At 64.9% G+C, this 13,764-nt stretch carries 10 protein-coding genes; 3 read left to right on the top strand and 7 right to left on the bottom strand.

The genetic code is table 11. The features are described from left to right. Positions 1-45: 45 nt before the first annotated feature. The 3 genes from clpB to AC1RN0_RS02250 all read right to left on the bottom strand — a co-directional run bounded on the left by clpB (position 46) and on the right by AC1RN0_RS02250 (position 5,712). Positions 46-2,628: an ATP-dependent chaperone ClpB gene (gene clpB, locus AC1RN0_RS02240; RefSeq protein WP_492785796.1), complete on the bottom strand. Its 2,583-nt coding sequence runs from the start codon at positions 2,626-2,628 to the stop codon at positions 46-48. A gap of 251 nt (positions 2,629-2,879) precedes the next feature. Further along, positions 2,880-3,596 carry a DUF4893 domain-containing protein gene (locus tag AC1RN0_RS02245; protein ID WP_492785797.1) on the bottom strand — a complete coding sequence of 239 codons (717 nt, stop codon included), beginning with the start codon at positions 3,594-3,596 and terminating at the stop codon, positions 2,880-2,882. A gap of 49 nt (positions 3,597-3,645) precedes the next feature. Next, a complete protein-coding gene (locus tag AC1RN0_RS02250) occupies positions 3,646-5,712 on the bottom strand; it encodes a hypothetical protein (protein ID WP_492785798.1) in 2,067 nt (688 codons plus the stop codon). 69 nt (positions 5,713-5,781) lie between these two features. Between AC1RN0_RS02250 and AC1RN0_RS02255 the strand changes: the two genes are divergently transcribed. After that, positions 5,782-6,318: a hypothetical protein gene (locus AC1RN0_RS02255; RefSeq protein WP_492785799.1), complete on the top strand. Its 537-nt coding sequence runs from the start codon at positions 5,782-5,784 to the stop codon at positions 6,316-6,318. A gap of 20 nt (positions 6,319-6,338) precedes the next feature. Here the strand turns inward: AC1RN0_RS02255 and AC1RN0_RS02260 are convergent, their stop codons facing one another. Beyond that, positions 6,339-8,573 carry an arylsulfatase gene (locus AC1RN0_RS02260; protein WP_492785800.1) on the bottom strand — a complete coding sequence of 745 codons (2,235 nt, stop codon included), beginning with the start codon at positions 8,571-8,573 and terminating at the stop codon, positions 6,339-6,341. 241 nt (positions 8,574-8,814) lie between these two features. Here AC1RN0_RS02260 and AC1RN0_RS02265 point away from each other — a divergent pair, with 241 nt between their 5' ends. Beyond that, on the top strand, positions 8,815-9,783 hold the full coding sequence (locus AC1RN0_RS02265; protein ID WP_492785801.1) for an HNH endonuclease: 969 nt from the start codon (positions 8,815-8,817) through the stop codon (positions 9,781-9,783). 57 nt (positions 9,784-9,840) lie between these two features. On the opposite strand, the gene AC1RN0_RS02270 is transcribed toward AC1RN0_RS02265, so the two are convergent. Then, positions 9,841-10,011 (bottom strand): hypothetical protein, encoded by a 171-nt coding sequence (locus AC1RN0_RS02270; protein WP_492785802.1) that lies wholly within the window; start codon positions 10,009-10,011, stop codon positions 9,841-9,843. Positions 10,012-10,415: 404 nt separating this feature from the next. Between AC1RN0_RS02270 and AC1RN0_RS02275 the strand changes: the two genes are divergently transcribed. Then, complete coding sequence (locus AC1RN0_RS02275) at positions 10,416-11,330, top strand: HNH endonuclease (protein ID WP_492785803.1); 915 nt, start codon at positions 10,416-10,418, stop codon at positions 11,328-11,330. A gap of 9 nt (positions 11,331-11,339) precedes the next feature. On the opposite strand, the gene AC1RN0_RS02280 is transcribed toward AC1RN0_RS02275, so the two are convergent. Together AC1RN0_RS02280 and lepA are read right to left on the bottom strand one after the other, a co-directional pair. After that, the gene (locus AC1RN0_RS02280) at positions 11,340-11,747 is read right to left on the bottom strand and encodes a VOC family protein (RefSeq protein WP_492785804.1); all 408 of its coding nucleotides are present in this window, start codon (positions 11,745-11,747) and stop codon (positions 11,340-11,342) included. Positions 11,748-11,832: 85 nt separating this feature from the next. Continuing rightward, the gene (gene lepA, locus AC1RN0_RS02285) at positions 11,833-13,638 is read right to left on the bottom strand and encodes a translation elongation factor 4 (RefSeq protein ID WP_492785805.1); all 1,806 of its coding nucleotides are present in this window, start codon (positions 13,636-13,638) and stop codon (positions 11,833-11,835) included. Positions 13,639-13,764: the final 126 nt, after the last annotated feature.

The following is a 13,764-nucleotide window of genomic DNA, read 5'->3' on the forward strand; positions in this document are numbered from 1 at the left end:
GAATTGCAATCATAACGCGCAAATCAGATTCCGCAACCAAAGGCCTCAGTGCACCCGCGCCTTGCCGATCACCAGACCGTCCGCGTCGGCTGACACCTCGATCACGCTGCCGTCCGCCATCTCGCCGGCCAGCAGCTTGCGCGCGATCGGGTCCATCAGCTCCTTCTGGATCACCCGCTTGAGCGGCCGGGCCCCGTAGACGGGGTCGTAGCCGCGCTCGGCCAGCCAGTGCAGGGCGCCGTTGTCCAGCGCGATGCTCATCCGGCGGTCGGCCAGCAGCTTCTCGACGCGCTGCAGCTGGATCCTGACGATGTTGCCCATCTCGCCGCGGCCCAGCCGCTTGAACAGGATGATCTCGTCCAGGCGGTTGAGGAACTCGGGCCGGAAGCTGCGCCGCACGACCTCCATCACCTGCGGCCGCACGGCCTCGACATCCTCGCCCTCGTCCAGCTGGGCGAGGAACTCGGCGCCCATGTTGCTGGTCAGGATGATCACGGTGTTGCGGAAGTCGACGGTGCGGCCCTGGCCGTCGGTCAGGCGGCCGTCGTCGAGCACCTGCAGCAGGATGTTGAACACGTCCGGGTGCGCCTTCTCGACCTCGTCGAACAGCACGACCTGGTAGGGCCGGCGCCGCACGGCTTCGGTCAGGGCCCCGCCCTCGTCATAGCCGACATAGCCGGGAGGGGCCCCGATCATGCGGCTGACGCTGTGCTTCTCCATGTACTCGCTCATGTCGAGGCGGGTGATGGCGCTCTCGTCGTCGAACATGAACTCGGCCAGGGCCTTGGTCAGCTCGGTCTTGCCCACGCCCGTGGGGCCGAGAAACAGGAAGCTGCCGATCGGCTTGCCGGGGTCCTGCAGGCCGGCGCGGGCGCGGCGCACGGCGTCGGACGCGGCCAGCAGGGCCTCTTCCTGCCCGACCACGCGGCCGCGCAGGGCGTCTTCCATCTTCAGCAGCTTCTCGCGCTCGCCCTCAAGCATCTTGTCGACCGGCACGCCGGTCCAGCGGCTGACGACGGCGGCGATCTGCTCGGCGTCGACCACCTCGGGGGAGAGCGGGTTCTCGGCGGCCTTGTCGTCCTCGGCGGCCAGGCGCTTCTCGATCTGGGGGATTTCGCCGTAGGCGATCTCGGACGCGCGCTGCAGGTCGCCGCGACGCTGGGCGGCGGCCAGTTCGGCGCGCAGGCGTTCCAGCGCCTCGCGGACCTGGGCGGCGCTGCCGACCTTGTCTTTCTCGGCCTTCCAGCGGGCGGTCATCTCGTCGGACTCGACCTGCAGTTCGTCGATCTCGTCCTCGATGGCTTCCAGCCGCTGCTTGCTGGCGGCGTCGGTTTCCTTCTTCAAGGCCTCGCGCTCGATCTTCAGCATCACCAGGCGCCGGTCGATCTCGTCCAGCTCCTCGGGCTTGGAGTCGACGGCCATGCGCACGCGGCTGGCCGCCTCGTCCATCAGGTCGATGGCCTTGTCGGGCAGGAAGCGGTCGGCGATGTAGCGGTTGCTCAGGGTGGCGGCCGCGACGATGGCGCTGTCGCTGATGCGCACCCCGTGGTGCAGCTCGTACTTCTCCTTCAGCCCGCGCAGGATCGAGACGGTGTCCTCGACCGTGGGCTCGCCGACGAACACGGGCTGGAAGCGACGGGCCAGGGCCGCGTCTTTCTCCACGTGCTTGCGGTACTCATCGAGCGTGGTGGCGCCGACGCAGTGCAACTCGCCGCGCGCCAGGGCGGGCTTGAGCAGGTTGGAGGCGTCCATCGCCCCGTCGCCCTTGCCGGCGCCGACGAGGGTGTGCATCTCGTCGATAAACAGGATGATGCTGCCCTCGGCGGCGGTGACCTCGCCGAGCACGGCCTTCAGCCGCTCCTCGAACTCGCCGCGATACTTCGCGCCGGCGATCAGGCTGCCCATGTCCAGCGACAGCAGCTTCTTGTCCTTCAGGCTTTCCGGCACGTCGCCGTTGACGATGCGCAGGGCGAGGCCCTCGACGATGGCGGTCTTGCCGACGCCCGGTTCGCCGATCAGCACGGGGTTGTTCTTGGTCCGGCGGCTCAGCACCTGGATGGTGCGGCGGATTTCCTCGTCGCGGCCGATCACCGGGTCCAGCTTGTCGTCGCGCGCGGCCTGGGTCAGGTCGCGGGCGTAGCGCTTCAGCGCGTCATAGCCTTCCTCGGCGCTGGCGCTGTCGGCGGTGCGGCCCTTGCGCACGTCGGCGGCGGCCGCTTCCAGCGACTTCTCGGACGCGCCGGCGTCCTTCAGCGCCTTGCCGGCCTCGCCGCCCTCGGCGGCCAGGGCGATCAGCAGGCGTTCGGTGGTGACGAAGGCGTCGCCGGCCTTCTTGGCGTCCTCTTCCGCCCTGGCGAACACGCGGGCGGATTCGGGCTTCAGATAGAGCTGGCCGGAGCCGCCCTCGACCTTCGGCATCTTCGTCAGCAGGCTCTCGACGGCGGTATCGACCGCGTCGGGCCGGCCGCCGGCGCTCTGGATCAGGGCGCGGCTCAGGCCGTCCTTCTCTTCCAGCAGCACCTTGAGGATGTGCTCGGGCGTCAGGTTCTGGTGGCGGCGCGCGAGCGCCAACGACTGCGCGGACTGGATCGCCTGCTTGGCGCGGTCGGAATAGAGGTCGATGTTCATGCTGTCCCCGTTACGGCGGAATGGCCCCGGTCACCTTGATCAAGCGCAACCGGACAAGGCCGATGTAGGTGTGGCTCACGGGCCACACAAGGGGTGAGGGGAGGTCTTGCGCGCGGTTGCAGGTTGCGTGGTTCGAGCCCCGGATTCAGTCCGGGGTCGGCTGAGGCCTCGCTCCTCACCATGACGGGCACAGATGTTCGTCATCCTGAGGAGCGATCCATCAGGATCGCGTCTCGAAGGACGCAACGCCGCTACTTTCGCAACTCCAGGATCTCCAGCTTCGACTCCTGCTTCGGCCAGGGCAGCACCAGCCGCCAGCGGTCGGCGCCGACCCGTTCGAACACGCCGACCTGGTCGCGCTCGGGATTCTGGCCATAGGCGGGGTAAGTCGTCTCGTCGCTGCCCCAGGCCTGGGCGCCGACATAGACCAGCCGCCGGTCGGTGTCGGGATAGAGCAGGCCGCGGGTGCGCTGGCTGCCGCCGGTCTTGGTCAGGATCAGGTCGCCGCCGGGCGTCAGCTCGACGCTGCAGGTGAACCAGGGGTAGGCGACATAGGTCAGGTCGCTGGCGCCCATCGACCCGATCTTGATCGTGCGGCAGCGGTACCTGCCCGGGCCCGGCTGGAGGTTGCCGGTCAGGGCCGCGTCGGGCACGCCCAGCAGGCCGAGGGCGTCGATCTCGGCCCCGTGCAGATGGCCCTTGTTGGCGTCGGCGAGGGCCTGATTCCAGGCGTCGGCCAGCCGGTCGATGCGGCTCTGGTCGTCGGCGTTGGCCACCTTGCGCCACAGGTCGGTCCCGCCCTGTTCGCCGCCGTCGGGCGTGGGGGCGGGGACGGGCGCGGGCGTTTCAGCGGCCGGGGTCGTCACGGGCGGCGGATCGGCGGCCGGGCCGGAGGTCTCCTTGGCCGGCTCCTGCGAACAGGCGGCGAGCGACAGGGCGGCGAGAAGGGGCAGGGTGCGTTTCATCATCGGGCCCAATCTCAACTGTTAAGGGTGCATTTTTCCGCAATCAGTTCGTCTATTTCATCGGTGGAGCGATGCCTAGTTCAAGGTCATACACCATTCGCGGCTCCGGGTTCTCACCATCCTTCGCAATGTCGATTTCCCCGAATTCGACAAATGGTGGAAGGCGAACCTTGAAATCCTTCAATCGACTCTGAAAGCTATCAGTGACACGGAGCTTCCCAGCTTGGGATTTCGCCTCAAGTCTACCAGAAGTCCGTAGTGGTTTTCCCAGAGGATTCTCGGCACTAGTAGGGCCGTCGAAAACTACCACTCCATAGTCGCCGCCAGCTCTGAGGCCGTCGCCGCCATATCCCTTAGTCTCAAGTTCTCTAACTAAACTCAGCAGTGCGTTGATGATGTTTGTGGGACTTTGGTCAATCATGAGAATGCGATCGCCCATCTCGACCTTCGAATAGCGGAGATTCTTGCCTGAAACAGATGCGCTAAGGCGGAACGCTTTCAACACCTCGCGATACTCAAACTCGTTCATTGTGCGCGAAAAACCAACCAGATCGGCCTGAATGACGAAATAGCCATCAGTCTTGTTTCGCCATAATCCGTTGGCCCGAATGATGTTCATACGATTCAGGCGGCGCATATAGTCGCGTGAATATGTGCCGGCGATTAGGTCGGTCAGAACAGGGTGAACGAGGTAGGTGTCCGACTCAGGCAGTCGCCCCGTAGGCGCGGCCCTCTCCCCGGTAAGCATATGGAAAATTTGCCACGCATTTCCCGGGGCCGCCGCAAGCCTTCCAACATACCCAAGAAGGCCCATCCTAAAGAGATTGGGAAATATGTTACCGGCATAATCCGCTTCGTCAGGATGCGCTGATGAATAGTCTACAATATATCTATCCCGAATCGAATCCACCTCTTCTGCATCCAGAACGTTTCTTCCGATTAGCGGGAGGAGAATTTCAGGATCAAACCCCAACAGGTGGGGCTTCCACTCCTTTAGATAGAAGTCGGCAATCTCGCTGGCGGCTCTGTTGACCGTCATCTTTATTTGGAGGGAGGACCGGTCTGCGGGGCTTAAATCAGATATGCGACCGCCAATGTAGACTACATCCCGGGGGCGAAATAGAGAATGCCGCACAATATAGTCGGCGATATGCTCTGACTCGCCAGTTGTAGCATGCTCCAGCATAAGATTTTCCGAGCCAACCCAAGCGGCAAAGGGATCATCCGCCTTGGGGTCCACCAATCGTTCGGGTGGCTCTGCCAGGATGTTGCGAACCAGAATCTCCCGGAGGTCGCTTGAGGTGTAGCTCAGTTCGAGACAGGATCCCCTGAGTTGCAGGGCGGCCACATTGCCATCGAGAGCGCGCTCGAGGGCTTCCTGACGTATTGAACAGTAAACGCGAAGGTGAGAATTGAGGAGTGATAATTGTCTTGCGGCGTTTACGGCGCCGATTTGGGCATTGTACCAAAAATCTTTCTTCCGAGATCCATAAACACTGGCCTTTCGGGGGCTATCGTCAAGGTGAATGTCGAAAAATTCGTCAACATTGTCCAAGAAGATGTAAGTTGGCGTATGAACTCGTCGAATATGAACCGATAGGGTGTCGTTGTCGTTTAGTAAAGAAAAATAGTCTGTCGGGGAAATTCGAAGAAGCCGTTTAAATATGTCGGATGGACTGAAAAGGATCGGATCATTAAGTACTTGTATCAATATTCCGCAGTCAATTGATCGAACTAAATCCGATATTTGTTCAAATTCATAATCTTCTTTCAGGAATGAAACCATGAACGACGTGAGCCATACGTTCGCCCAATAATCTCGCTCCTTGAGGATGTGAGCCGTCTCATCGTTGGCAAAGACTGGGGCTCGGGCACTAGGGCGGTCGAGTAAGGCGTTTCTGGGAAGCGCGCGGATTCCGCTCTTCGCAAGGTGGAGACGTTTGATCTTCACCAGCAGGGTTTTTCCAAAGCCCTTTGGTCCAACCACGACAACGTGGGCACGATTGTCATCTTCCAGAAACCTAGCGATTGCCGGGACGCGATATAGGAGACTGGTATCAAACGCTTGAATGTCGTCAGGAACATCCAAGTCTTTTGCGTCCACCACCCATGGCTGCATGCCTTCCCCCTTCAATGAGCCCGAGAAGCGTGTTAGGGCATTGAGACATTGCAGGCAAGGTTTGACCGGATGCAGCTTGAAACGTTGGCTTCATGGGTACAGGTCGTTGCGCCGTTCTTTGTGTTGGCAGGCGCAACGGTTGCCTTCTTCAGCTTCATTAGGGCAAATGAAGTCGCGAAGTATGGCAAAAAAGCTGACGTGTTGATGCATTGCAACCTGCGCTACGACGATATTCTAAAGGGATATCTTTCCGGCGCTGATACGGCTCAATTGGAGCGTAGGTACTGGTCGTTGTTCTCAGACCAGATCGAGTATTTTGCGTTGGGTTACATCGATTTTGAGGCAGCCACGGATTGGCTTTGCCATCTTCAGGCCGCTGCACGGGGCGCTTCTGGATCTCTCGGATTTCATGTGTCTCAATCATGGCGAACCGTGGGGCGCATACAACATGCCTATTCGGTCGATCTCGTCTTGCTCGTCGATAACATTGTTGAGTCTAAAGGAGGGCTCAGCCGGTCAGCCATACGGGAGCGTCTCGAACGCATCTACCGCTCCGCCGAAAACCGTGCCCGCCGGAAAGCTGCTAGAGGGATGTTCGGCGACTAATTTTCACATCGGGCCGCCCCCTACTGCCGCGCCATCTCCGCGTCGCCGACGCCCTGGCCGTCGAGGTCCTGGTCGTCGTCCATCGTCACGGTGACCTTCTTCAGCAGGCCGGTGAACTGGAAGGGCGCGGCGTAGTCGGCCACCGGGCTGCCGCGGTCGAGCCCGATGTCGAGGCCCGACCAGCTGATGAAGTTGTAGAACCCCAGCGGCGTGGTCAGCTCGCCGGCCGGCGCGCCGTCGATCAGCAGCACCACCCGCCGCCCGCCCGGTCCCGGGCGCACGGCCACGCCCAGCCGCCGGTGGCCGGGCTCGACCGGCCGGTCGCTGGTCAGGGTCACATGCTGGCCGCCGATGTTCATGTCGTGCACCAGCCGCCCGTCCCGGACGAACAGGCTGTAGCCGCAGGTCATGTCGCCGTGGGCGATCAGGACCCCCTCGTCGCCCGCCGCCAGCCGCGCCTCGGCCTCGATGAAGTAGCTGCGGCTGCGGATGTCGGGCGCCACGTCGGTCGGCACATGGCCCATGCCGCGGTGGAACACGAACTTCTTGCGCGCGCCGTGGAAGCGCCGGGCGTTGACCGCGAACCGCTCGGCGAAGCGGTCGTCGAGCGGCAGCACCTGGTGCTTCTCCGCCTGGGTCCACCACAGGGCGACCATTTCCTCGAGCTTCTCCGGCCGCGCGGCCGCCAGGTCGTCGGTCTCCGAGAAGTCCCGGTCGAGGTGGTAGAGCTCCCACTGGTCCGCATCGAACGGCCGGCCCGGCGGGTGGAACGCCACCGCCTTCCAGCCGTCCTGCCAGATCCCCCGGTGGCCGAACATCTCGAAATGCTGCGGCCCGGTCTTGGCGGGCGCCGTGCTGTCGAACAGCGAGGCCCTGAAGCTGGTCCCCTCCAGCGGCGTCTGCGCCACCCCGGCGATCACGGCCGGCGGCGTCAGGCCCAGCAGCTCCAGCAGCGTCGGCGTCACGTCGCTGGCGTGGGTGAACTGCCCGCGCAGCTCGCCCCGCGCCGGGATCCCCGCCGGCCAGCTGATCACCAGCGGATCGCGGATGCCGCCGCCGTGGGTGTTCTGCTTGTAGCGCCGCAGCGGCGTGTTCGACGCCATCGCCCAGCCGAGCGGGAAGTTCGAATGCGTGTCCGGCCCGCCGATGTCGTCGATGCGGGCGAGCTTCTCCTCCATCGGCTCGGGCTTGCCGTTGTAGGGGCCCATGGCGTTGACCATGCCCAGCGGCCCGCCCTCCTGGCTGGCCCCGTTGTCCGACAGCACCAGGATCAGGGTGTCCTCGCGCAGGCCGGCGTCCTCGAGAAACGCCACCAGCCGCGCCAGATGCTGGTCGGCATGGTCGAGCATCCCGGCGAACGCCGCCTGCAGCCGGGTGAACAGCCGCTGCTCGTCCGGCGTATGCTCGTCCCAGGGCTTCACCCAGTCGTTGCGCGGCGGCATGCGCGTGTCGGCCGGCACGATGCCCAGCGCCTTCTGTTTCGCCAGCCGCCGCTCGCGCTCGACGTCCCAACCGCCAGAAAATACAGCGTCGTATTTTTCGATGATGGCCCTGGGAACCTGGTGCGGCGCGTGGCAGGCGCCCAGCGCCAGCCAGGTCAGCCACGGCGTCTCGGGGTCATCGGCCGTATGGTCGGCGATGTAGCGGATGGTCTGGTCGACCAGATCCTCGGTCAGGTGATAGCCGGTCTCGTAGGTCCCCGGCGCGGCGACGGGCGTGTTGTCGCGCACCAGTTCGGGCGAATACTGGTCGGTCTCGGCGTCGAGGAAGCCGTAGAACCGGTCGAACCCGCGCCCCAGCGGCCAGCCGTCGAACGGCCCGGTCGCCCCGCTCTCGGTCAGCGGCGTCACATGCCACTTGCCGACCATGTAACTTCGATACCCGTTGGCCTTGAGCATCTCGGGCAGCATGCCGGCCTCGCGGGCGATCTTGCCGCGATAGCCGGGAAAGCCGCTGTCGAAGTTGGCCAGGCAGCCCATGCCCACGCTGTGGTGGTTGCGCCCGGTCATCAGCGCCGCCCGGGTGGTCGAGCACATCGCCGTGGTGTGGAACCCCGTGTAGCGCAGCCCCTCGGCCGCCAGCCGGTCGATGGTCGGGGTCTCGATCGGCGAGCCGTAGCAGCCGAAGTCGCTGAAGCCGACGTCGTCGAACAGCACCACCAGGATGTTGGGCGTCCCTTTCGGCGGCTTGACCTTCTCCGGCCAGAACGGCGTGGAGTCGGCGATCGTCCGCCCGATCACGGGTCCGGTGGTCATGGCGCGTTTCCTCGACAGCTTTGCCGGCGAGGATAGGCGGCGGCGGGGAGGGGTACCAGTGGGTAACGGGTGCGCTGTGCGTCCTTCGACACGCCGCTTCGCGGCTGCTCAGGATGACAGATACTTTTGCTGGTCATGGTGAGCAGCACCCGCAGGGTGCGTGTCGAACCACGCAATCCGCCCGACGCGCTGGTTCGCAACCGCAACCCAGGGTATAGTTGCACGCACCCGGAGCCCCCTCATGCGCTACTGGTGGGTCAATCATCGCCGCACGGCGCGCGAGGAGATCGCCGGGGCCTTCCTCTGGGCCCCCAGGCGCGAGACCGGCCCGCGCAACCTCACCCAGGACAACGTCCGCGCCGCGGCTCCCGGCGACCTGATCCTGTCCTACGCGGGCGGGCTGATCGGCGCCGTCGGCCGGGTCGCCGACCGCGCTTTCCCGGCGCCGCGCCCCGCCGGCTTCGGCCACGCCGACGCCCCGTACGGGCCGGACGGCTGGCGCCTGCCGGTCCACTGGGTCCCGATCGACCCGCCGGTGCGGCCGGCGCCGCTCTACGCCACCGACCTCGCCCCGCTGATGCCGGCCCGCCACGCGCCGCTCAACGCGCTCGGCCGCGGCGAGCAGAAGGCCTACCTCAGCGAGATCGGCCGGCCGCTGTTCGAGCGGGTCCTGCGGGACGCCCGCCTCGACCGCGCCGCCCTGCGCGGCGCCGACATGAACGCCGACACGGCCCCGCCGGCCTTCGCCGTCCAGCGCGAGGCGGTCGACGATGCGATCGCCGCCGCCATCCTCGCCGACCCGGACCTGACCGCGACGCAGAAGCAGCAGCTGGTCACCGCGCGAAGGGGGCAGGGGATCTTCCGCCAGCGCGTGCTGGCCCTCGAACCCCGCTGCCGCGTCACCGGCGTGACCAACCCCTGGCTGCTCATCGCCAGCCACATCCGCCCCTGGCGCAGCTGCGCCACCCCCGCCCAGCGCCTCGACGGCGCCAACGGCCTGATGCTGACCCCCGACGTCGACCGCCTGTTCGACCGGGGGATGATCGGGTTCGAGGATGACGGCCGGGCGCGGGTGTCGCCGGCGCTGGCGGCAGCGGACCTCGCGGCGATGGGACTGGACGGGCTGGGTGAGCGCAGCGTCGGCCCGTTCACCGAGGCCCAGGCGAGGTACCTCGACTGGCACCGGCGCTGGGTGTTCGTGGGCGGGTGAGGCCCGGACGGATTTCACCCTGAAGCCCTTGATGGAATGATCCGCTCCGGTGGGCGCCTACAGAGGCGGTCGCGGGGCCGGGAAGTAGGAGTCACGCCGGTCGAGGTCGTACTTCTCGGCGAACCAACGGACGAAGTCCTCGGGCCTACCGCCGTCCGCGAAGTGGCGCGCGAGCTCTTCGTCATCGATCCCGGCGTCATCGGTATCGATGGCGTAGTCGCGCTTCATGATCGCATCGACCGCGCGCTTCCAACGTCGAGCGGGAGGGGAAATCGACATGCACGTAAAAATAGCACACGAGACGAATGCGGCAATACGGGGATTTGCGGGTCTGATGAGAGCCGTCCCTGAAGCCCTTGATGGAATTGTCCGCTCTGGTGGGAGGCTTGCTCAAGGACCGCGTCGCGGCCGCGCAGCGGCGGCCCCTGCGGGGCCGTCCTTGACCAAGCCTCCCACCAGAGCAAGCTGGCCTTCAAGGCATCAGGAAAGCTGTGCCTTATGGTTGACTAGAGAATGTCGGGGCGGCGAGACCCACGAGCGACTTGCCGTGTTGGCTGGCGAAAGCGCTTCCCGTTTGTCAGTCGGTCGTTAGTCTGTAAGTTGTTCTTCGGTGGAAAAGGGGCAACGGGCGCATGGCGAAGGCCGTCTTTACGACTAAACTCAGCCCGGCCTACGACGACCTTCCCGAAGAACGATACCATTTCCCCCGCACCTATCTGAGACAGGTCGAGCAGGCTGTCGGCGATCAGATTGTCTACTACGAACCACGCCGAGGGACCGCTGACAGCTCAAGCAAAGGTGGAAAGCAGGTCTATTTTGCTACCGCTCGGGTCACCGGTGTTACGCCGGACCCCAAGGATTCCGACCGCTTCTATGCTGCAGTCGACAGTTATTTGACGTTCGACACCCTCGTGCCCTTCAAAGGGGAAGGCGGGACTTTCGAGAGCATGCTGACGCGGCCGGATGGCGGTACCAGCAAAGGGGCATTTGGTCGTTCTGTAAGGATCGTGCCCGATCACGAGTTCGCAGCAATCCTCGCGGCCGGCTTCCATAAGGACCCTTGGGAGGAACTAACCCAACCCAGTGGTTTGGCGGACGCCATCGGCGTTGCAGAAGAGCCGATGGAGTTTGAGCGTCCGCTTGTCGAGCAGACCCTTCTTCGACCGTTCCGCGACAGAGCTTTTCGACGAGCCGTTAGGCTCGCCTACGACAATCAATGCGCACTGACGGGCCTCAAGTTGATCAACGGCGGCGGTCGGCCGGAAGTTCAAGCGGCGCATATCAAGCCAGTGGCGGACAAGGGCCCAGACTCGGTGCGCAATGGTCTCGCTCTGTCAGGAACAATGCACTGGCTGTTCGATCGCGGCCTAGTCTCGGTCGCGGAGGACCTGACTATCTTGAAGGCTAAGACTGGAATTCCAGAGCCCATCGAGAGGCTGCTCAATCCGTCAGGCCGCCTCATACTGCCGACCGACAAGACACAGTGGCCGCACCCGAAATTCCTTCAACACCATCGCGAGTTCTTTGAGCGCAAGCAATCTAGCTAACAATCGCGGCTATTTCGCCTCGCGCGCCGGCCGCTGGATCAACTCCACCAGATACCCGTCCGGGTCCTTGCCGAAGGCGATCAACGCGCCGCCCATGCCGGGCGACGTCCCCGCCTCGCGGACGATCTCCAGCCCCTCGGCCCGGATCGCCGCGACGGCCGCCGCTGCATCGGGGACGTAGAGGACGATCTTGACCGGGTTGTCGCGGTAGTTGCGCGGCGAGCCGTCGGTCCAGTGCATCAGCACCAGCGACGCCCCCTTGCCCTCATAGCCGACCATGATCTCGTCCATGTGGTCGAGCTTGAAGGTCTGCTGGACCGTCATCCCGAGCACCCGGGTGTAGAAGTCGGCGGACTTCGCGAGGTCGGACACGCCGATGCCGGTGGCGACGAAACGGGCGCCCGGAGTGTTGGTCATGGTGTGCGGCCCTCTCTTCGCGAAGAGGGTAGGGCGGGGCGCCGCCTGGGAAAACCCTCTCCCGCCGGGAGAAGGACGCCCGGCCTCAGTTATCGTCCATCTTCAGCGCCGCGATGAACGCCTCCTGCGGAATCTCGACCTTGCCGAACTGGCGCATGCGCTTCTTGCCGGCCTTCTGCTTGTCGAGCAGCTTGCGCTTGCGCGAGGCGTCGCCGCCGTAGCACTTGGCCGTCACGTCCTTGCGCAGGGCCCGCACGGTCTCCCGCGCGATGATCCGGCCGCCGATGGCCGCCTGGATCGGGATGACGAACATGTGCTGCGGGATCAGGTCCTTCATCTTCTCGACCATGCCCCGGCCGCGGCTCTCGGCGCGGTCGCGGTGGACCAGCATGGAGAGGGCGTCGACGGGCTCGGCGTTGACCAGGATGCTCATCTTGACGAGGTCGCCGGCGCGGTAGTCCTCGACCTGGTAGTCGAAGCTCGCGTAGCCCTTCGAGATCGACTTTAGCCGGTCATAGAAGTCGAACACCACCTCGTTGAGCGGCAGGTCGTAGACCAGCATGGCGCGGTTGCCGACGTAGCTGAGCTCGCGCTGCTGGCCGCGGCGGTCCTGGCACAGCTTGATCACCCCGCCGAGGTATTCGTCGGGGGTGAAGATGGTCGCCTTGATCCATGGCTCCTCGATGCTCTCGATCTGCATCGGGTCGGGCATGTCGGCGGGATTGTGCAGGTCGACATGGTCGCCGTTGCGCAGGTTGATCTTGTAGACCACCGACGGGGCGGTCGCGATCAGGTCGAGGTCGAACTCCCTGGAGAGGCGCTCCTGGATGATCTCCAGGTGCAGCAGGCCGAGGAAGCCGCAGCGGAAGCCGAAGCCGAGCGCGGCGCTCGATTCCATCTCGTAGGTGAAGCTGGCGTCGTTGAGCCGCAGCCGGCCGACGGCCGCGCGCAGGTCCTCGAAGTCGGCCGCGTCGACCGGGAACAGGCCGCAGAACACGACCGGCTGCACGTCCTTGAACCCGGGCAGGGCGGTGGTGGTCTGCTTTTTCTCGTCGGTGATGGTGTCGCCGACGGCGGCGTCGGCCACTTCCTTGATCTGGGCGGTGATGAAGCCGATCTCGCCGGGGCCGAGGCTGTCGACCGGGGTGTTCTTGGGCTTGAACACGCCGACGCGGTCCACGAGGTGGACCGAGCCGTGCTGCATCATCCTGATCTTCTGGCCGGCCCGCAGGCTGCCGTCGATCACGCGGACGAGGACGACGACGCCGAGGTAGGCGTCGTACCAGGCGTCGACCAGCAGCGCCTTCAGCGGCGCGTCCGGGTCGCCCTTGGGCGCGGGCAGGCGGGTGACGATGGCTTCCAGCACGTCGTGGATGCCGAGGCCGGATTTGGCGCTGCACAGGACCGCGTCGCTGGCGTCCAGGCCGATCAGGTCCTCGATCTGGGCGCGCACGCGCTCGGGCTCGGCGGCGGGCAGGTCGATCTTGTTGAGGACCGGGACGATCTCGTGGTTGTTGTCGATCGCCGAATAGACGTTGGCCAGGGTCTGGGCCTCGACGCCCTGGGACGCGTCGACCACCAGGATCGAGCCCTCGCAGGCGGCGAGGCTGCGGCTGACCTCATAGGCGAAGTCGACGTGGCCGGGCGTGTCCATCAGGTTCAGGACATAGGTCTCGCCGTCGTCGGCCTTGTACTCGAGGCGCACGGTCTGCGCCTTGATGGTGATGCCGCGCTCCTTCTCGATTTCCATCGAGTCGAGCACCTGGGCGGTCATCTCGCGCGCCGTCAGGCCGCCGGTTTCCTGGATCAGCCGGTCCGACAGCGTGGACTTGCCGTGGTCGATGTGCGCCACGATCGAGAAGTTGCGGATATGGGACAGAGGGGTCGTCATGGTGCGCGTCTAGCACATTGCCGCGCCAACGCGAGAGGCGGGGGCGATCGACGGTCGGAAACAACCATTTCGCACTTGCGAAGACCGCTCGCGGACATAGATAGCAGGGGACGTTCGCCGGGCCGC

This window comes from Caulobacter sp. GW821-FHT12F03 (assembly GCF_058806855.1).

What these genes read in the sequence shown, in the direction of transcription:
- clpB (WP_492785796.1), bottom strand. Translation starts at nt 2,628, where the DNA reads ATGAACATCGACCTCTATTCCGACCGCGCCAAGCAGGCGATCCAGTCC.
- AC1RN0_RS02245 (WP_492785797.1), bottom strand. Translation starts at nt 3,596, where the DNA reads ATGATGAAACGCACCCTGCCCCTTCTCGCCGCCCTGTCGCTCGCCGCC.
- AC1RN0_RS02250 (WP_492785798.1), bottom strand. Translation starts at nt 5,712, where the DNA reads ATGCAGCCATGGGTGGTGGACGCAAAAGACTTGGATGTTCCTGACGAC.
- AC1RN0_RS02255 (WP_492785799.1), top strand. Translation starts at nt 5,782, where the DNA reads ATGCAGCTTGAAACGTTGGCTTCATGGGTACAGGTCGTTGCGCCGTTC.
- AC1RN0_RS02260 (WP_492785800.1), bottom strand. Translation starts at nt 8,573, where the DNA reads ATGACCACCGGACCCGTGATCGGGCGGACGATCGCCGACTCCACGCCG.
- AC1RN0_RS02265 (WP_492785801.1), top strand. Translation starts at nt 8,815, where the DNA reads ATGCGCTACTGGTGGGTCAATCATCGCCGCACGGCGCGCGAGGAGATC.
- AC1RN0_RS02270 (WP_492785802.1), bottom strand. Translation starts at nt 10,011, where the DNA reads ATGAAGCGCGACTACGCCATCGATACCGATGACGCCGGGATCGATGAC.
- AC1RN0_RS02275 (WP_492785803.1), top strand. Translation starts at nt 10,416, where the DNA reads ATGGCGAAGGCCGTCTTTACGACTAAACTCAGCCCGGCCTACGACGAC.
- AC1RN0_RS02280 (WP_492785804.1), bottom strand. Translation starts at nt 11,747, where the DNA reads ATGACCAACACTCCGGGCGCCCGTTTCGTCGCCACCGGCATCGGCGTG.
- lepA (WP_492785805.1), bottom strand. Translation starts at nt 13,638, where the DNA reads ATGACGACCCCTCTGTCCCATATCCGCAACTTCTCGATCGTGGCGCAC.